General features: G+C 41.7%; 15 protein-coding genes and 2 pseudogenes. 15 read left to right on the top strand and 2 right to left on the bottom strand.

Going from position 1 to position 19,377, the window contains the following annotated elements; translation table 11 throughout:
- Nucleotides 1-45: 45 nt before the first annotated feature.
- The 15 genes and pseudogenes from H8S63_RS05645 to cysK all read left to right on the top strand — a co-directional run bounded on the left by H8S63_RS05645 (nucleotide 46) and on the right by cysK (nucleotide 14,549).
- Nucleotides 46-2,253: a heparinase II/III family protein gene (locus H8S63_RS05645; protein ID WP_186925991.1), complete on the top strand. Its 2,208-nt coding sequence runs from the start codon at nucleotides 46-48 to the stop codon at nucleotides 2,251-2,253.
- A 23-nt stretch (nucleotides 2,254-2,276) separates the two neighbouring features.
- On the top strand, nucleotides 2,277-2,621 hold the full coding sequence (locus H8S63_RS05640; RefSeq protein ID WP_022274948.1) for a cupin domain-containing protein: 345 nt from the start codon (nucleotides 2,277-2,279) through the stop codon (nucleotides 2,619-2,621).
- Nucleotides 2,622-2,625: 4 nt separating this feature from the next.
- Nucleotides 2,626-4,092 carry an MFS transporter gene (locus H8S63_RS05635; protein WP_186925989.1) on the top strand — a complete coding sequence of 489 codons (1,467 nt, stop codon included), beginning with the start codon at nucleotides 2,626-2,628 and terminating at the stop codon, nucleotides 4,090-4,092.
- A 24-nt stretch (nucleotides 4,093-4,116) separates the two neighbouring features.
- Entirely contained in the window at nucleotides 4,117-4,869 is a 753-nt protein-coding gene (locus tag H8S63_RS05630; RefSeq protein WP_186925988.1) for an SDR family NAD(P)-dependent oxidoreductase, read from the top strand.
- Between the two features lie 83 nt (nucleotides 4,870-4,952).
- The gene (locus tag H8S63_RS05625; RefSeq protein ID WP_186925987.1) at nucleotides 4,953-6,155 is read left to right on the top strand and encodes an alginate lyase family protein; all 1,203 of its coding nucleotides are present in this window, start codon (nucleotides 4,953-4,955) and stop codon (nucleotides 6,153-6,155) included.
- A 44-nt stretch (nucleotides 6,156-6,199) separates the two neighbouring features.
- Complete coding sequence (locus tag H8S63_RS05620) at nucleotides 6,200-7,189, top strand: alpha/beta hydrolase (RefSeq protein WP_186925986.1); 990 nt, start codon at nucleotides 6,200-6,202, stop codon at nucleotides 7,187-7,189.
- A 6-nt stretch (nucleotides 7,190-7,195) separates the two neighbouring features.
- The gene (locus tag H8S63_RS05615; RefSeq protein WP_186925985.1) at nucleotides 7,196-8,083 is read left to right on the top strand and encodes a hypothetical protein; all 888 of its coding nucleotides are present in this window, start codon (nucleotides 7,196-7,198) and stop codon (nucleotides 8,081-8,083) included.
- A 243-nt stretch (nucleotides 8,084-8,326) separates the two neighbouring features.
- Nucleotides 8,327-8,928: pseudogene (locus tag H8S63_RS05610) on the top strand (IS982 family transposase).
- A gap of 161 nt (nucleotides 8,929-9,089) precedes the next feature.
- A pseudogene (locus H8S63_RS05605) lies at nucleotides 9,090-9,293 on the top strand (sialate O-acetylesterase); the annotation flags it as partial.
- 238 nt (nucleotides 9,294-9,531) lie between these two features.
- On the top strand, nucleotides 9,532-10,107 hold the full coding sequence (locus tag H8S63_RS05600) for a restriction endonuclease subunit S (RefSeq protein WP_082436470.1): 576 nt from the start codon (nucleotides 9,532-9,534) through the stop codon (nucleotides 10,105-10,107).
- Nucleotides 10,108-10,115: 8 nt separating this feature from the next.
- Complete coding sequence (locus H8S63_RS05595) at nucleotides 10,116-11,588, top strand: N-6 DNA methylase (protein ID WP_186925984.1); 1,473 nt, start codon at nucleotides 10,116-10,118, stop codon at nucleotides 11,586-11,588.
- A 7-nt stretch (nucleotides 11,589-11,595) separates the two neighbouring features.
- Nucleotides 11,596-12,105, top strand: coding sequence for a hypothetical protein (locus tag H8S63_RS05590; protein WP_229102212.1), 510 nt, complete (start codon nucleotides 11,596-11,598; stop codon nucleotides 12,103-12,105).
- 202 nt (nucleotides 12,106-12,307) lie between these two features.
- A complete protein-coding gene (locus tag H8S63_RS05585) occupies nucleotides 12,308-13,108 on the top strand; it encodes an alpha/beta hydrolase (RefSeq protein ID WP_032839953.1) in 801 nt (266 codons plus the stop codon).
- Nucleotides 13,109-13,137: 29 nt separating this feature from the next.
- Nucleotides 13,138-13,479: a cupin domain-containing protein gene (locus tag H8S63_RS05580; RefSeq protein ID WP_186925983.1), complete on the top strand. Its 342-nt coding sequence runs from the start codon at nucleotides 13,138-13,140 to the stop codon at nucleotides 13,477-13,479.
- Nucleotides 13,480-13,601: 122 nt separating this feature from the next.
- Nucleotides 13,602-14,549 carry a cysteine synthase A gene (gene cysK / locus H8S63_RS05575; RefSeq protein WP_186925981.1) on the top strand — a complete coding sequence of 316 codons (948 nt, stop codon included), beginning with the start codon at nucleotides 13,602-13,604 and terminating at the stop codon, nucleotides 14,547-14,549.
- Between the two features lie 87 nt (nucleotides 14,550-14,636).
- Here the strand turns inward: cysK and H8S63_RS05570 are convergent, their stop codons facing one another.
- Together H8S63_RS05570 and H8S63_RS05565 are read right to left on the bottom strand one after the other, a co-directional pair.
- Nucleotides 14,637-17,039 carry a glycoside hydrolase family 3 N-terminal domain-containing protein gene (locus H8S63_RS05570; protein ID WP_186925979.1) on the bottom strand — a complete coding sequence of 801 codons (2,403 nt, stop codon included), beginning with the start codon at nucleotides 17,037-17,039 and terminating at the stop codon, nucleotides 14,637-14,639.
- A gap of 7 nt (nucleotides 17,040-17,046) precedes the next feature.
- Nucleotides 17,047-19,359 (bottom strand): glycoside hydrolase family 3 N-terminal domain-containing protein, encoded by a 2,313-nt coding sequence (locus tag H8S63_RS05565; protein WP_186925977.1) that lies wholly within the window; start codon nucleotides 19,357-19,359, stop codon nucleotides 17,047-17,049.
- Between the last annotated feature and the right edge of the window lie 18 nt (nucleotides 19,360-19,377).

The raw sequence follows: 19,377 nt of genomic DNA, 5'->3' as shown, positions 1-19,377 counted from the left end.
ACAGTTGTCATACGATACTATTATTGAAATAGAAAATGATGTAAGATGAGAAAACTTATTATTTGCATATTTATGGTTTTAGGAGGGTGTCTTCTTTCATTTGCCCAACATCCGTCTCTTCTTTTCACGCAGGAGGAAGTGAGCGAAATTAGGGCAGGAAAGGGGATGCTGCCCGAGTTCGACAAATCGCTCTCGGAGGTATTGAGTGCAGCTGATGCGGCAGTAAACTCTTCTATATCCGTTCCGGTTCCGATAGATGGTGGCGGTGGTGCGGTACACGAACAGCATAAGTCCAATTATTATGCTATGTTTCATTGCGGAGTTGCCTATCAACTGACCGGTGATAAGAAATATGCTACCTATGTGGCCAATATGCTGCAAGCCTATGCGAAGTTATATCCCACTTTGGGCTTTCATCCTTTACAGCTTTCTCCTGTTCCGGGACGTTTGTTTTGGCAGACTTTGAATGAAAGCGTATGGTTAGTACATACAGCAGTGGCTTACGATTGTATTTATAATACACTTTCATCCAAACAGCGTGCCACTATCGAGGAGAATTTATTTGTTCCGATGGCAGACTTCATTATGGATGGAATGGGAGATAACCATGCCAATAAAAAGACCTTTAATAAGATGCATAACCATGCGACATGGGCTACGGCTGCTGTCGGTATGATCGGCTTTGCCATGAATCGTGAAGATTATGTAAAGAAGGCGCTTTATGGCTCTGATGAAACAGGTAAGCGTGGTGGCTTTATCCGCCAAATGGATTATCTGTTCTCTCCCGACGGTTACTTCACAGAGGGCGCTTATTATCAACGTTATGCCATTTGGCCTTTCGTTATCTTTGCTCAATGTATTGATCACAAATTACCGGAACTGAAAATTTTCGACTATCGGGACAATATTCTTTCAAAAGCACTTTCCACATTGATACAGCTTTCCTATGAGGGAGAATTCTTCCATATCAATGATGCACTACTGAAAGGACTTTCCGCACAGGAACTGGTATATGCGGTAGATATATTGTATAATATGAATCCTTCGGATAAATCACTGTTATCCGTTGCTGATAAGTATCAGCATACTTATCTTCCTATTATCGGCGGTTTCAAGGTAGCTCGTGATATAGCCCGTGGAGAAGCAGCCCCGATTGTTTACCGTAGCAGTCTATTTCGTGACGGGCGCAAAGGAGATGAGGGTGGTATAGGTGTAATTCGTTCTACAGCTTCTGGCTTAAATAGTGCTTTGACGCTGAAGGCTACTTCACACGGTTTGAGCCATGGACATTTTGATAAACTGACAATGGCTTATTACGATAATGGAAACGAGATTCTTACTGATTACGGTGCCTCCCGTTTTCTGAATATTGAGGCCAAGTACAAAGGACATTATACGCGTGAAAACCAATCGTTTGCTAAGCAGACAATCGCACACAACACCTTAGTGGTTGATGAAACATCCAACTTTGGCGGAGATATAAAAGTATCTTCCCGTTATCATTCGGACATTATTTATCATGATTTCAACGGAGGACATTTTCAGGTAGTGGTAGCAAAAGATGCTAATGCTTATCCTGGCGTGGAGATGAAGCGTACATTGGCTTACGTGACTACTCCTTTCCTGCAATTTCCCTTAATTTTGGATGTACTGCAAGCAAATGCGGACAGAGAACATCAATACGACTATCCTTTATGGTATAACGGGCACTTCGTCTCTCTGAATTTCCCTTATACTAAAGCCGGTAATGAATTAAGAATTCTTGGAACGAAGAACGGTTATCAACATCTTTGGCTGGAAGCCTGGGGACAGAATGAGAGTAAGAATACATCTTGTTTTACCTTTGTTAATAAGAACCGTTTTTATACTGTCAGTACAGCGACAACTCCGCAGACCGAAATAAAAATGCTCCGTTTGGGAGCCAATGATCCAGACTTTAATCTGAGGAATGAAACAGCTTTTCTGATAAGGGAAAAAGCACGTAAGAACCACACATTCGCTACTTCTATCGAAACGCATGGAGATTATGATGTGGTGATGGAAACTTCCAACAATCTGGTTTCTTCTTGCGAAGAAGTGAAAGTACTGATGGATACGGCTTCCTATACAGTTGTAAAAGCCATATATAAAGGTGGGCATTTTGTACTGCTTTGTCTTAGCAATACGGATAATAGTAAAGAGAAAAAACACAATCTGACCATCGATGGACTTGATTATACATGGAATGGTCGTTGCGGAGTATTTATAAGATAAACAAACCATTAATAGACAAAAGTATGAAAACATGTAGTGAAACTTTTCAGTTTGAGAAAGATTTGAAGTGGGAAAATCCTGCTCCGGGTGTTAATCGTCAGATAATGGCCTATGACGGGCAACTGATGATGGTCAAAGTAAAATTTGATCAAGGTGCGATAGGAAGTATGCACGAGCATTATCACAGTCAGGCGACTTACGTAGTAAGCGGTAAGTTTGAACTAACTATCGGTGACAAGAAAGAAATTCTTTCTGCGGGAGATGGTTATTATGTAGCTCCTGATGAGTTACATGGATGTGTTTGCCTCGAAGCTGGTATTTTGATTGATACATTCAGTCCTGTGCGTGCAGACTTTTTAAATCTCTGAGTGTATGAAAGTGAAAGGACTCCGATGGATGGTTATCGGATTAATCATGTTGATAACCATTATCAATTACCTGGATAGAGGCACGCTCAACTATATGTGGGTGGCTAATATTGATTATCGCTTGGTTTCTCAAACGGATGCATTGGCAGATAAAGGCAATCATGCTGTTTTGGCAGGAGAGCAATATATCTTGACGGCTGCAAACGGAAATCGTGACTCGGTCAGTGTAGCCAACGTACAGATGAAGGAGAAAAATGGAGTTACGTTTGTGACCAATCGCGAAGGTATCGCTATCGATCTCGGCTTAATAGATCGTAATGATCCCGACGCTTCACAACAAGCGAAAGATATTCTCGGTCTGATTACTATTTTCTTTATGATAGCATACGGTATCAGCCAGCTTGTTTCCGGGAAACTGTACGATAAGATTGGATGCCGGAAAGGCTTTTTCTGGAGTGTGTTGATATGGGGTACGGCAGATGCCTTGGCTTCTCTTTCCAGGGGGATTTTCTCGCTGACTTTTTTCCGGATGATGCTCGGATTGGGTGAAGCAGGTCCGTGGCCTGGTACGACAAAAAGTAATGCTGAATGGTTCCCACAGAAAGAACGTGCTTTTGCACAGGGATTGTTTGGAGCGGCAGCTTCCATAGGTTCTATTCTGGCACCGATTATTATCCTGATGCTGTTCATTGCCTTTGGATGGAAGCTGACATTTGTTGTAGTCGGTGGATTAGGGCTGATTTGGTTGGTCCCTTGGCTGATTATCAATAAAGAAGGACCGAAGAAGCATCCTTGGATTACGGAGGAAGAACGGACTTATATCTTGAGTGGTCAGCCTGAAAAGGAGTTGAAAACCGAAGAAAAAGGAAAGAGTTGGGGAGAACTGCTTCGGGTGAAAAAGAACTGGTCTGTTATTCTGGGACGATTCTTCCTTGACCCAATTTGGTGGATGTTTGTGACGTTCTTACCGCTTTATTTGGCAGATGTATTTCATCTGAATATTAAAGAAGTGGCATTTTCTGCTTGGGTACCTTATGTGGGTGCAGCATTGGGAAGTATTGCCGGTGGTTGGTATTCCGGTTGGTTGATAAACCGGGGACATACAGTGAATTATGCCCGTAAAGCGGCTATGTTGCTTGGCGGGTTTATCATAATTCCGTCTATTTTGGCGGCAATCATGTCTACTACGGCTCCTGTTGCTATCATCTTTATGGCTTTGGTATTAGGAGGTTTTCAGTTCTTCATGACAAATTTACAGACTATACCGAGCGATTTACATAGTGGTAAGTCTGTGGGCTCTTTGGCGGGACTAGGGGGTGCTTCGGCAGTATTAGGAACTATTCTGGCAATACTTTTTGCCAGTTATATTACGAATTGGATATTATTATTCAGCTTGTTAGGAGCTTTGGTGCCGCTGTCGTTGTGCTCCATTTTCCTAACAGTAGGAGAGATTAAACAAATAGAAAAATAAACGTATTTTAAAAACAAGACGATTATGAAATTAGAAGGTAAAGTCGCTATCGTGACAGGTGGTGCACGCGATCTTGGTCGCGCAATATCAGTGAAATTGGCAGCAGAAGGTGCTAAAGTTTGTTTGAATTATTTTGACAATGAAGCCGATGCACAGGAAACACTGGCGTTGATTAAGAATGTTGGTGGTGAAGCTATCGCAGTCCAGGGTGATATGACAAAAGCTGTAGCGGTAAAGAATCTTTTCGCAGAGTGTAATAAGGCTTTTGGTGACAAGGTAGATATATTGGTAAATGTCGTAGGTGGAATTGTAGGCCGTAAAAAGATTACTGAGCAAGATGAAGCTTGGTATGATTTCCTGATGGATGTCAATATGCGTTCCGTATTCCTCTGTACTCGTGAAGTAGTTCCAATGATGCCGGCAGGTGGTTCCATCATTAACTTTTCTTCATTGGCTGCACGCGATGGTGGAGGTAACGGAGCTTCCATGTATGCAACAGCAAAGGGGGCGGTGATGACATTTACTCGTTCTATGGCAAAGGAACTTGGTCCACAAGGTATCCGTTGTAATGCGGTTTGCCCGGGTACGATTGCTACTTCTTTCCACGATCGTTTCAATACACCGGAGAATCGCGAACGTATGAAAGCTTCTTACGCATTGCGTCGTGAAGGAACTGCTGAAGAAGTTGCAGACTTGATTTGCTTCCTTGCTTGTTCCGAGTCTTCTTACCTGACAGGTACGAACATTGATATTAACGGTGGTTGTTTCTTCTCTTAAAGAAGAATGACTGATTCAAAAATTAATGGCAGTCGGGTGGCAATTAACTGCCCGACTACTTACCTACTTTAAAGATAATAGTTATGAGACGAATCTTTGTCATATGGGCTGTATGCCTCTGTTGGGGAATACTGAATGCTGCTCCGTTGGGGCCGTTTAATGCGACATTACTTGAACAGCTAAAGAATGACTATCAGAAAGGCGACAAGGATGTTGTCCGGTACATCGAATTTCAGGAAAAGGTAGCGGAGAAATATATAAAGATGACTCCTTTATCGGTGACCGCCAAAAAGAAATTGCCTCCTAGCAAAGATCCACGGGATTATATGACCTTATCTCCCTATTGGTGGCCTGACTCTACAAAAACGGATGGACTTCCCTATATCCGAAAAGATGGGGAACGTAATCCCGAAGTTTATGAGTATCCTGAACGTGAGAATGCCAATCGCTTCGGTGATGCCGCTTACTGTTTGGGAGTGCTCTATTATATAACAGGAAAAGAAGTCTACGCCAAAGCATGTGCTGTTCATTTAAAGACATGGTTCACAGACCCGAAACTGGGTATGAATCCCAATATGACTTATGCACAATCCGTGCCGGGTATGAAAAATATGCGAGGTTCAGGCTTTATCGACTCTCGTCGTTTTAGCCGTGCATTGGGGGTTGCCCGATTGATAGAGGGCTCTAAAAGTTGGACACTCTCAGATAAGAAGAAGCTTGATGACTGGGCCACCGCTTTTTGTTATTGGATGGAGAACAGTACGCAAGGGCAAAGAGAATCTCATGCAGCCAATAATCATGGCTTGTGGTACGAAGCTATTCATCTGATGGTATTAGCCTACTTAGACCGTACCGACCGTATTCGTGAGGTGGCTGAACAAAGTATTCTTCCCAAGATGGGTACACAGATTGCTGATGATGGCTCATTACCCCAAGAGTTGAAACGTACCCTTTCTTTACATTATTCAACTTTCGCTTTGGAAGCTTTGATGGAAGCTAATCAAATCACCAGTCAAATTGGTATTAATTTATGGAGTACGCCTGCTCCCAATGGAAAAGTGGCTTCACAGGCAGTGGATTATCTATATCCCTACTATCTGAATCCCGAAAGTTGGAAATTCAAACAAATTAAACCTTTCGACCAGTCTCGTGCAGCTATTCTTCTTTATGAAGCAGGAACAGCATTGGGCAATCAAAAGTATATTGATACGGCAAAGCGTATTGGGTTGAAATACAGTACATCTGATGTGGAAACGATACCGTATCTGATTTTGAAGAAGAAATAGAGTTAGAAGACATAATTTATCCTCACCTGATATTAAGTGATAACATGAAATTGAAATTGTTTTTTTATTTGTGTATGCTGCCGTTTCTTTGTCTTGCGCAGGAAACTCAACCACAACAGTTTTCCAATCGTTATGGTATGAAGATGAAGCAGAACGAAGATGGCTCTTATTCGTTGCTATATGCAAAGAAATATGCGAAATTTATTGATGTGAATACAATTCCTGATGTAATGACTCCTTATACTTACCAGGCAAACCGCTTGAAAAGCAAGGATTATAAAGGAGTAATTACAAAAGACATTGTTTACAAAAAGTATAAAGATTATGAGCTGATACTGGCAGTTGATTTTGCAGAAACTGATAACCCTGCTCCTTTTGTAGTTTATCTCCACGGTGGTGGATGGGCACGGGGCAATAACGGTTCGTCTAGGTCTTTATCCCAATATTTAGCAAAACAAAAGGGGATCACTGGTGTACGTGTATCTTATACATTGGCTCCGCAATCTGATGCAACCGTGAAAGTTTCTATCCAAGATGTTTGGGATGCTGTGAAATATATACGGGAACATGCTGCAGAGCTGAATATCAACCCTGAATGCTTTGGCTTTCTGGGAACTTCCGCCGGTGCTCATTTGGCTGCGGTAGCTGCAATGACTGTACCCGGAACGAAGGCCTTCGTTGGTTATTCCGGTATTTATGATTTGGAAAAGGCGGCTATCATTCAAAAGACGAAAGACCCTCAGCGTATTGGATATTTCTGTGGCAGGGATCCTAAAGTACTTCGGGAAGTATCTCCTGTCAACCTGATTCCAAAAAAGAATGTACCTGCTTCCATGTTGGTATGTGGTACATGTGATGTTACGGTAGAATGTGAGCAGAGCGGGATGTTTGCATCGGCTTTAAAGAAAAGAGGGGGAGTCTGTGAACTGTTGAGATATGAATATTATGACCATAATGTCAGTTCAAAGACTTCTGATAAAATGGAAGAGATTTTCTTCAAATCGGTAGATTTCCTGACTGACCATGTTAAATAAGTCCAAATGAGAGAAGGAATCTTATTTTTAGCCCTTTTTGCTTTTATCGCCTGCTCCAACAGTTCATCGGAAGTGATAGACGAGAAAGAACAACCGAAACCTGAACAGCAGGTGGATGGTACATTGATTGCTGACGGCAATAGTATAAAAACATATGACTTGATTAAACGTTCGGGATATAACCATGAAGCGCCTGATTCTTCACGTGAACATAAGACCGCTCATTTTCAGCATATTCAGCAGGTTTATGATAATCAGTTGAATAAGTATGTATTTGCTTTTTTCATTCATGCTACGATCGATGATGATCGTGGGCTTACAAATATTACTGACCGTCAGCGCAATGAGATAAAGACGGATAACAAATCTCCGAAAAGTCTTGTCGGACAAAAGGGAGAGGCTATGGTATTTCGTTGGAAATTCTGTCTGCCGGTAGGGTTTCAAACGACGACTAAATTTTCTCATCTTCACCAGTTGAAAGGTATTGATAACTCGTCGGGTACAGCAGATGTCAGTTCTCCTCTTATCACTCTGACTGCCTATTCTAACAGCAAAGGGGGACAACAATTGCGGGTACGTTATGATAAACGTGGTGGAAGCACTTCTACCCTTATTAGTACAGACCTTGCCGATTTTCTAGGCAACTGGGTAGAGGTAGAAGAAAAAGCCTGTTTCGGTGAGAACGGTTCTTATGAAGTGATCATCACACGTATCAAAGATGGAAAAGTTCTTTTAAAACTAGGTCCTGAAAAAATGGATATGTGGCGTACGGATTGTACCGGACTTCGTCCCAAATGGGGTATCTACCGTTATTTGGGTGAGAACCGGAGTTGGCAAGATCGGTTGCGTGACGAGGAAATCCGTTTTGCTGATTTCTCTATCAAAAAACTTTAGAGAGGGATTTTAAGAACAATATAAGAAAGGGACAGACTATTGTTTTGTCTATTATGGTGGTTCTCCTGTCTGAAATATATCTTCGGGTATATTTGGGGATAGGAGAACTTTATTTTTTGGGGGGGATAGATATTTAACGTGAGTTCGATATAAGAATAAATATATTTCACTTATAATTAGAAACATAGCGATAAAAGTATTAAATTTATAGCGCTGAATTATAACATTTAAACGATTACCGCTATGTTTCCAGAGTCTAAAGTTACAGAGATTTATTGTATGGCCGATGATTTTTGCAAGGAATTTACATTTCAACAGGAAAAATATATGATTAAGGTATAATAAGACATTTGAAGGGCTTGCCGAGCGTGGAAGATGTTCAATGGGATGGTTCTTCGGATTCAAGTTGCATCTGATAATCAATGACAAAGGAGAGATCCTCAATTTCATGTTCACGCCTGGAAACGTGGATGACCGGGAACCGTTAGCAAGGTGAGTTTCTGGAGAACATCAAAGGAAAACTATGCGCAGACAAAGAATATATTGGTCAGGCTCTGTTTGAGAACCTTTTTCTTAATGGCATACAGCTTGTTACTAAAGTTAAAAACAATATGAAGAATTCACTGATGAGTATTGCCGACAAGATTTTGCTCAGAAAAAGAGCCTTGATCGAAACAGTCAATGACGAATTGAAGAACATTGCGCAGATAGAACACTCCAGATATCGTTCATTCAATAACTTTATAGCCAACTCCTTGTCGGCTATCGTGGCATACTGTTTTTTTGAAAAGAAGCCCGCCATTGACGTAAATTTTGTCAATGACGGACAACTTGCTATTTTTTGATTTTATTTCGAACTCACGTTATATATTGTTTGGAGAAGAAATGGACATCAACAGCCGTTCCTTGACGATATGAGTTTGGTAATGAATTAACGGATATGAACGAATCTTGGCCCAGGATTACAATTTTAGTGTAGACCTGGGCTAAACTTTATATGAACAATATGAAAAAGCTTCTAAGTATTTTGATTTTATGCTTCTGTTTTTCATCTTTTATACAGGGAAAGGTTAAATAACCTGCTATGATGGGAGATCACATGATACTCCAGCAAAATAGTAGTGTTAAGCTGTGGGGATGGGTAGATAATAAGAAAGTTACTGTTACTACCTCCTGGAATAATCAGACTTATCAGGTATTAACGGATAAGATGTAACTATATCTTTTCAGTTGATATTTACTTATTCTTATTTAGTAGGGATTCTACTTGATATTGCTTCTAATAAGAAGAGGTTATAAAAGTAATTTTCATTTTTTGTGTTTTTATTTTCCTTATATTGCATTGATATATCAAAAAGAGTGATATATTTGCAGTGTAATTGAATTGATAACTGAATTTTATTCTTTAACTTTTTTAGAATAGCTTATTTAAGTAGGGACTGTATTGTATGGATATAACATCAAAGGATATAAAGAGAATAAGTGATATTGCCATGATGCAATCTGGCATATATATGAAAAGCGATCCGGCAGGTGATATAAAGTATTTGCAGGTTAAGGATATTAATCCGGGGAGTAAACCTGATTACAGTCGGATCACTACAGTGGTGGATAGGGGGATTGGTGACCAATACAGGTTACGGAAAAATGATTTATTGTTTGCGGCTAAAGGAGCCTCTAATTATTGTTTTTTGTATGATGGGGTAGTGGAAAAAATGGTAGCTTCTTCGTCATTCATTATTATACGTATTATATCAAAAGATATATTACCAGAATTTCTTTGCTGTTTTCTCAATACCCCATCTGTTCTTAATAAATTAAAAAAATCATCGGTAGGTACAGGAATTCAGGTAATTCCTCAATCGGTACTAAGTGATCTTCAGATCGGCATACCTTCTATGCAGACACAACAGCTTATTGTACAGATGGATCAATTGAGAAGAGAGGGGGAAAGTATTTACAGTGAAATCAATGAACTAAAACGGAGTTTGCAGGAACAGTTGTTGATGGATTCTTTAAAATGAAATATGTTATGATAGAAATTGCATATTATATAGCGGGTAAGGCGAAACAAATCTTAGGTGGAACGCTTTCTGTCAACCAGTATAAGGATTATGTACTGGCTTTGCTATTTCTGAAATCTGCAAGTGAGTACTACAAATCAAATGACTCTTTTCAGTCAGATGAGAATAAACCTTTCCTTCGGTTGTTAGTGTCTGAACGTAGCTCTTTTGACTATCTTTACAAAGAACTTGGCTCGCCGGAGCTTGGCAAGTTGATAAATGTTGCTCTTTATGAATTAGAGCAAGCGAACAGCCGTGTAATTGAAGGTTATGAAATTAATAGAGCTATCAACTTCGAAAGTAATATATTGGGAGATACGAATGAGAGATTGAGTAAATTGCGTGAACTTCTTCATTTTTTTCAGAAACTGACATTAACAGATGATGCTGGCAAGTTAATAGATATCGGTGCCTTATATAATCTGTTATTGTACATTTTTGCCGAAGAGGCGGGTAAGAAGATAAATAATGTCCTTACTCCTAAAGAGGTTATTGGTTTGGTGGCGGAATTGATAGGCGATAATAAAGATAATAATAGTTTGTGCGATCCGGTATCCGGCAGTGGTACTCTGCTAGTTGAAGTTGGTAAAAGGGTTGGAATCAGAGGAGCTAATATTTTCGGGCAAGAGGCAAACTGGAATCAATATGCATTGACAAAAATGAATCTGATGTTGAATGGATTCAAAGATTCCACTTTTTTTTGGGGAGATAGCCTTAGTAATCCTAAACTGACGGATGACGGCGGGTTAAAGCGGTTTGATATTGTTGCTTCTATACCACCATTTGCAGATAAGTGGGCAACAGAGGAAGCAGAGTTTGATCGTTATGGACGCTTTCAATATGGTATTCCTCCTAGAAGTCAGGCTACATGGGCATATATTAGTCACATTCTGGCAAGTTTGAAACCTAATGGGCGGGCTGTTGTCGTGGTTCCGGCGGGGGTTTTGTTTCGTACTAGTGAAAGTAAGATACGGCATCAGATTATTGAGCATAATTTGCTTGAAACGGTTATTGAGTTACCGCAAAATCTGTTTTATGGTGCGGCTATTTCTACGGCTATTCTTGTTTTCAGAAAAGACAGGAAGACGACGCAGACTTTGTTTATGGATGCGCGTAAAGGATATATTTCGAATAAAGGTATTTATAAACTTTCGGATACAATGGTCGAACAGCTTTTAAACACTTATAAGGGGTTTCTTAGTGGTGAACAGGTTTGGCAGGAAAATAGTTGCCCGGCTTATATTGCTACACAGGAGGAGGTTCGAAACAATAAGTATGATTGGCAGACTGTCAAATATGTGGAGGAGAAGATTGAAAGAGTGGAAGTTGATGTAGAAGCAACTTTGCAAAGAATTGAAAAATTAGAGAAGAGACTGGAGTTTGTCAATGAACAGTTAGAGTATTGTACACAGCAGTTAATCAGGCTAACAAATAGAAAATAGATATACCATGGGAACTATAAATTCTATAATCTGTGCTATTATCAGCGCACTATTTACTGTTTTTTTTGCACACATGTCAAGAAGAAAAACCAGAGTGACAATTTACTGTATGGAAAATACGTTATTGACACAAAGACCGAATGTTCCGGGCCTTGCAGTTTTTGTGAAGTATGAAGATATGACGCCCATTGAAAATCTTTGGAGAATATGCTATATGCTAAAAAATACAGGAAATCAGAATATTGTGGGTGAGGGAATCCAGTCATCTTTGGTGACTAAAGGGCATGGACTTCCTTTGTATACGAGAAATATAAAACAGATTATTCAAATATCCGCTACAGACAATAGTATAGCCGAGTTGAAAGATAACACCCTATATTTTAAACAATGGTTGCCGGATGAATGTATCACCATTGAAGCTTTGGTGGAAAGCGCAGGTGAGAAACCTGAATTGTACATTGATAAGCGGGATATTATTAATGCCAAAGTTATTGTTAAAAACAATATCAATAAGTGATCTTTTATTATTTTGAAGTGGTAAATTGAATAGCGTTTGTCCAAGTTGGAACTTTACCCAATCAATAGTAAGAGTTCTTTTCTTAGTCTTTTTTGCTTATGTTCTTGGAATAAGGTCTTATCTTTGTTCCTGTCTGAAAAAAGAATGAACTGTTTAGGTTGATAGTTAATGTAATACTGAATCATTGAAAATGAATAAAATTATGAAAAAGATTTGCTTTCTTCTCTTTTTGTTTTCTGCATGCATAGTTCAAGCACAGAACTCTTATTGTACCGATAAAGATATATCTTATGTCCCTGACTCTGAAATGGACGCTTATCGTCTGGAACGTTGTAAACTTGATATTTATTATCCCGAAAATAAGAGGGATTTTTCGACTATCGTATGGTTCCACGGTGGGGGTATGGAAGGTGGAAGTAAATTTATTCCCAAAGAATTGACAGAACAAGGGTTTGCAGTGGTGGCAGTAAACTATCGTTTAAGTCCGAAGGCGAAGAATCCTGCTTATATTGAGGATGCAGCTGAAGCTGTAGCATGGGTTTTCAAGAACATCGAGAAGTACGGTGGACGTAAGGATCGCATTTTTGTTTCCGGCCATTCTGCGGGAGGTTATCTTTCATTGATTCTGGCGATGGATAAAAAATATATGGCAACATACGGAGTAGATGCTGATAGTGTGGCTGCTTATCTTCCGGTTAGTGGTCAGACGGTGACACATTTCACTATTCGTAAGGAACGTGGTTTGCCTAACGGTATTCCGGTGGTTGATGAATATGCTCCGGTAAATAAGGCCCGCAAGGAAACAGCCCCTCTTGTACTGATAACGGGGGACAAGCATCTGGAGATGGCGGCAAGATATGAAGAAAATGCGCTGTTGGAAGCTGTCCTGAAAAGTATAGGTAATAAGAAAGTGACGTTGTATGAGATGCAAGGATTCGATCATGGTCAGGTGCTCGGTCCGGCTTGCTATCTGATTGTAGATTATGTGAAGAGGTTTAAATAATATAGTTATAAATAATAAGAGATTGGAAGATGAAAACACGTAGTGATACTTTTCAGTTTGAGAAAGAATTGGATTGGAAGAAACCAGCTCCGGGAATCCGCCGTCAGATGATGGGATATGACGGGCAATTGATGATGGTGAAGGTGGAGTTTGAGGAAGGTGCCGTTGGGACTGTACATCAACATTATCATAGCCAGGCTACTTATGTCGCAAGCGGCAAGTTTGAACTGACCATTGGTGACCGGAAAGAAATTCTCTCCACGGGCGACGGTTATTATGTAGAACCTGATCAGCCTCATGGATGCGTTTGTCTGGAAGCAGGTGTACTGATTGATACATTTAGTCCTATGAGGGCTGACTTCCTATTGTAGTATCTAGATCGAAAGTCAGACAGATGTGGTATGAAATTACCACATCTATGGTATTTCCCCTGAACAGAATCTGCACTATCTTTGTCATATCTTGAAACAAGAAAATTTAAAAACATATATATATGGAAAAGATTGCAAAGAAATTGACGGATCTAGTAGGTAATACTCCGTTATTGGAACTTAGTAACTATAATAAAAACAATGATTTGAAAGCCCGTCTGATTGTAAAGATTGAATCTTTTAATCCTGCGGGAAGTGTTAAGGACCGTATCGCATTGGCTATGATTGAGGATGCCGAAACGAAAGGTGTCTTACAACCCGGAGCAACGATCATTGAACCGACTAGCGGCAATACCGGTGTGGGATTGGCTTTTGTTTCAGCAGCGAAAGGCTATAAACTGATTCTGACGATGCCTGATACAATGAGCATTGAGCGACGTAATCTTCTGAAAGCCTTAGGAGCAGAATTAGTGCTGACTCCTGGTACGGATGGTATGAAAGGGGCAATTGCCAAAGCGGAAGATTTAAAAGGTGTAACTCCGGGAGCTGCCATCTTACAACAATTTGAGAATCCTGCTAACCCCGCCATGCATTTACGAACTACCGGTCTGGAAATATGGAGAGATACCGAGGGGAAAGTCGATATCTTTGTAGCCGGTGTAGGTACTGGCGGGACAGTTAGCGGTGTAGGTGAGGCATTGAAGATGCGTGATCCGAGTATAAAGATAGTGGCAGTGGAACCATCTGATTCTCCTGTACTGTCGGGAGGGAAACCTGGTCCTCATAAGATTCAGGGAATCGGTGCAGGATTTATTCCTAAAACGTACAAAGCTTCTGTCGTAGATGAAATTATTCAGGTGCAGAATGACGATGCCATTCGTACGAGTCGTGAATTAGCCAAACAGGAAGGTTTATTGGTAGGTATATCTTCAGGAGCAGCTGTATATGCCGCTACGGAACTGGCGAAGCGGCCGGAAAATGCGGGAAAGATGATCGTTGCGTTATTGCCTGATACTGGAGAACGTTATCTGTCTACCATTTTGTATGCTTTTGAGGAATATCCTTTGTAAGGTATAATTGGTCAAATGAAAATGTGAGGTAACTTCCAAAGATTCAGGTTACCTCACATTTTTTATATAAATATTATTCTGGATTCTTTATAGAACCTCGAAACTTCCTTTCAACCGAATATCCTCCGAAGAAGTCCCCACCATCACCGAGAAACTTCCCGGCTCTACTGTAAACTGATTATTCTTATCCCATAACCCCAAGTCTTGAGGAGTAAGTGTAAAGCTAACCGTTTGTTCTTCTCCCGGTTGTAAATGAATACGTTCGAAACCACGTAATACTTTATCGTAGGTTGTTACGCTACTAAAATCATCACGGATATAAAGCTGGACCACTTCATCCCCAGCTTTCTTTCCTGTATTCTTTACAGTGCATGAAAGAGTGATATTCTCTTGTGCCCCGATAACCGGTTTGGAGATTTTCAAGTCTGAATATCCGAAAGTCGTATAGCTTAAACCATATCCGAAAGGATAAAGCACACCGGAAACACGGACTTTTCCTTTAGAATCCGAACCCGGTTTGAATGGGAAAGCGAAAGGTATCTGTCCCACAGATTTCGGGAAAGTAACTGCCAGACGTCCGCCCGGGTTATAGTCTCCGAAAAGAACCTTGGCAATAGCATCTCCCATGAATTCGCCGGGGAACCATGCATGAATGATGGCAGGAACATATTTGTTTGCCCAATTGATAGTAGCTGCTCTTCCGTCTACCATTACTAGAACGACAGGTTTTCCTGTGGCATAAACAGCTTCCAATAGTTGCTGTTGGCGCCCGCAGAGATCGAGGTTGGTACGTGAGAATTCTTCCCGAACCGTCTTCTCATTTCCACCTAATACAAGGATAGCGACATCCGAAGCCTTTGCTAACTCTACGGCTTCATTAATCATCGCTTGCTCCTGTGTGTCTAATGGAACATTGTATAGTTCACTTTCCGGGAAATACTTATCAATAATATCACAACCTTTTGCATAGCGAACTTCTGTATTGGGCAGATATTCTTTGATTCCCTGATAGACAGTCTTTATAGATGCATTGGCGGGACCGTATCTACAAGTCAGTTCTTTTACTTCTTTCGCATTTGGACCGATGACTGCTATTTTGTGGAGCTCTTTCGATAAAGGCAACATCTCTTTTTCATTCTTCAAAAGCACTATAGACTCTAAAGCTGCTCTCATAGATACATCCTGATGGGCGGCATTATGCACTACCACTTCCGGGCGACGGTCATCACCGGGATACGGATTATCAAAAAGCCCCATCATAAACTTGACACGGAGAATCTCACCAACACGTTGATCGAGCGTATGCAGAGAGACTTTGCCCTCACTAATAGCACGGCGCAATGGAAGAATAAAATCCTGTGGCGGAGTGAAGTTCGTGCGGATATTCAATCCGGCATTTACCACTTGTGCAGCCATTTCTTCTTCAGTCGGAGTGATGCGATGCTTGGTGTGCAGAAACTCCACCGCTTCACTATCCGAAACTACATATCCCTTAAATCCCCATTGCTGACGCAGAATTTCCGTGAGGAAATGATAACTTCCGGAAACAGGCTCCCCGTCATAGTCATTGTAAGAACTCATGACGCCCAATGCACCCGCCTCCTGAATACCTTTACGGAATGGTTCCAGATACAGAGTTTTCATCTCACGCGGAGCCACGTGCGGATCGGTACGTGTACCTCCATCGCGTCCACCGACCGGAATACTATAAACGGCAAAATGCTTCGGAGTGGCAACGATTCCTTCACTTTGCAGACCAAGAATCATTTGCTTACCCAATTCGCCTACCAGATAAGGATCTTCTCCGTAACTTTCAACTACACGTCCCCAGCGAGGATCTTGTGCGATGTCCAGAATCGGAGCATAAATATTGGTATATCCGAGTGCTTTCGCCTCATCAGCAGTGACTTTCGCAATTTCCCGGATTAGTTTTTTGTTCCACGTGGCACCTTGCCCGCATTGAGCGGGAAACATGGTAGCCCGGTCGTGGCACAATCCGCGTATTCCCTCATTGGTAAAATCGACCGGAATACCCAGTCGTGTCTGTTCCACAAACCAGCGCTGAACGGTGTGGCGATTCTTCACACTGTTAGCATACGGATAGGAGATTTCAGAACCGAACTTACCCAGCCCGTTGGCCTGCTCATCGATATTTCCGATACCGTCTTTCCAGATTTCTGTCGACCATCCGTCGGTAGGCCATGCATCTTTCAGTACCCGTCCCGAACCGTAGAGAGTAGCCATCTGACAGGTCTTCTCCTCCAGTGTCATTTGCGAAAGCAAATCCGCAATACGGGCTTCGATAGGCGCGGAAGGATCTTCATATACATCCTTTACACCGTTCTTGTTGAAGTCAATCCAGGTCTTTTTGTATATATCCTTTGAGTTGTTGCCGGATTTCTTACCGGCAGGTTGGTTGCTTGCCGAAACGCTGCCGGTATAAACACTTCCGGCAGACAATAACAGGGCGAGACATAGTAATTTCTTCATATCTATTTTATTTCACTGTAAGTATAATGCTTTGCAGATCGGTATCTCTTGAAGAAGCTCCCACCATAATCTTGAAAGTTCCTTTTTCCACTCCATAGTGCATATTAGCGTCATAGTAAGACAGCATTTCGGGAGTGAGAGTAAATGAAACCTCTTTCGTTTCTCCTGCTTTCAAAGGTATGCGGGCAAAGTCCTTCAACTCCTTTACAGGGCGGGTAGCAGAACTGTATTCGTCGCGGATATAGAGCTGAACCGTTTCTTCACCATCCATTTTTCCGGTATTCGTGACATCTACAGTTACTTTCACGCTTTTGTCAGGAGTGGTCGTTGCTTCAGACAGTTTGAGGTTCTCATATTTATACGTCGTATAACTCAAACCGTAACCGAACTCGTACAAAGGTAATGAATTTCCTGTTGCATACGGAAACCAATGGTTGGTAAATTTATGATTGTACATACATTGAATCTGTCCGGTGCTTCTTGGAATCGTAATCGGCAGTTTACCGCTTGGGTTCACTTTTCCGTAAAGAATTTCCGCCAAAGCCTGCCCCCCGGCTACTCCCGGCTCCCATGCTTCGATGATACACGGCATATTTTCATCTATCCATTCGGTAGTCAGCGGACGGCCGTTGACAAGGATAACGACTGTCGGAACCCCCGTAGCAGCTACAGCCTCCACCAATTCCTGTTGACGTCCCGGCAAAGAAAGTTCATAACGGTCGCTGTTCTCTCCGCACGTCTTCTCGTTCCAATGGTAACGCATTGAGTTTTCTCCTACCACTAGAATCGCCAGATCGGAGTTGCGTGCCTGTTGCACTGCTTCCTTTATTTGATTGTCCGATAGCAAACGTACGTTCCAGCCGAGATCAAGGAAATTATAGTTCGTTTCGGGGCTGATAGCTTTCAGACCTTTCAATACGGTAGTAACATGTTCTTCCGGTTGTTCCATTGCCCAGTCACCTAAGATAGACTGATTGTTGGCATTATGTCCGGTAACAAACACTTTCTTATATTTCGAAGCATCCAATGGCAGCATATTACCTTCATTTTTCAACAGGACGATAGACTTCCGCGCTCCTTCCAGTGCAGTTTGTTGATGTTTCTCATTAAAGACAATTTTATCTTTCTTTTTCAGGTCGATAAACGGATTCTCGAACAATCCTAACCTGAATTTAACTTCCAGAATCTTAGAAACGGCAGCATCTATCTGCTTTTCAGGAATACTCCCTTCTTTCACACACTCAATGATAGCTTCGTAGAATTCCGGTCCATGCATGTGCATTCCCATTCCGGCATCTACACTGATCCGGTAAGCGTCTTTCAGCGTTTCAGCTACGTTGTGATAGTCGTGCATGCGCTCAATATCCATCCAGTCGCTGACAACAAAACCGTTAAACTTCCACTGATTGCGTAATACTTCCGTCATCAGATATTTGTTTCCGTGACAGGGAATCCCGTTCAACTCATTATGAGCCGTCATCACTGTAAATACACCCGCTTCCAGACAATCTTTGAAAGGCGGGAAGAATACCTCCTGCAACGTTCTTTCCGATAACTCGGCAGGAGCACCGTTGATTCCGTTGGCTGGCTGACTGCCACCTACGAGATGCTTTGCACAAGCAATTACTTTATCATTTCCCGTGAAATCCTTTGTCTGGAATCCGCGTACGGTAGCCGCCCCCATCTGCCCTACCAGATAGGGATCTTCGCCGAATGTTTCGCCCACACGTCCCCAGCGAGCGTCACGCGCCACTTCCACGTTCGGAGTAAACGTCCAGTGCATACCGCTGGCACGCATTTCAATAGCAGTCTCCCGTGACATCCGTTCTACCAGTGCAGGGTCGAAAGTAGCTGCCTGTCCGATAGGAGTGGGGTAAATGGTCGAACCACAATACAAGCCGTTTCCATGAATGGCGTCAATACCAATCAGGAGTGGAATTTTCAGGCGGCTTTGCTGTGCCAGCGATTGCAGATAGTTGGCTTCCTCGGCCTTTACCACGTGCAGGAACGAACCGATCATTCCTTTTTTTGTCATCTCTTCCACATCGGAAGAATGTAGATTGGGATAGAAGCCCTGCGAATGACTGTGTTTCAAGTCTTCGGCAGACATATCTTTTTCTGCTTTCTTCATGTGTTCCAATCCCACGTATTGACACATTTGGGCAACTTTTTCCTCCAATGTCATTTGAGACATCAGACTGGAGACACGTTCGGACACAGGCAGCGTAGGATCGGTGTAATCTTTGCTTTTATCCTGGCAAGCTAATGTGGAAATGCCGATAGCACAACAAATTCCCATAGCGATGAATGTTTGTCGCATATTTCTTTTTTAATTTGA

Origin of the sequence: Bacteroides sp. NSJ-39 (assembly GCF_014287315.1) — a bacterium.
Classification (GTDB): domain Bacteria; phylum Bacteroidota; class Bacteroidia; order Bacteroidales; family Bacteroidaceae; genus Bacteroides; species Bacteroides finegoldii.
Note: the sequence above shows the minus strand (reverse complement) of the source record. Positions and strands in the feature narration are given on the sequence as shown.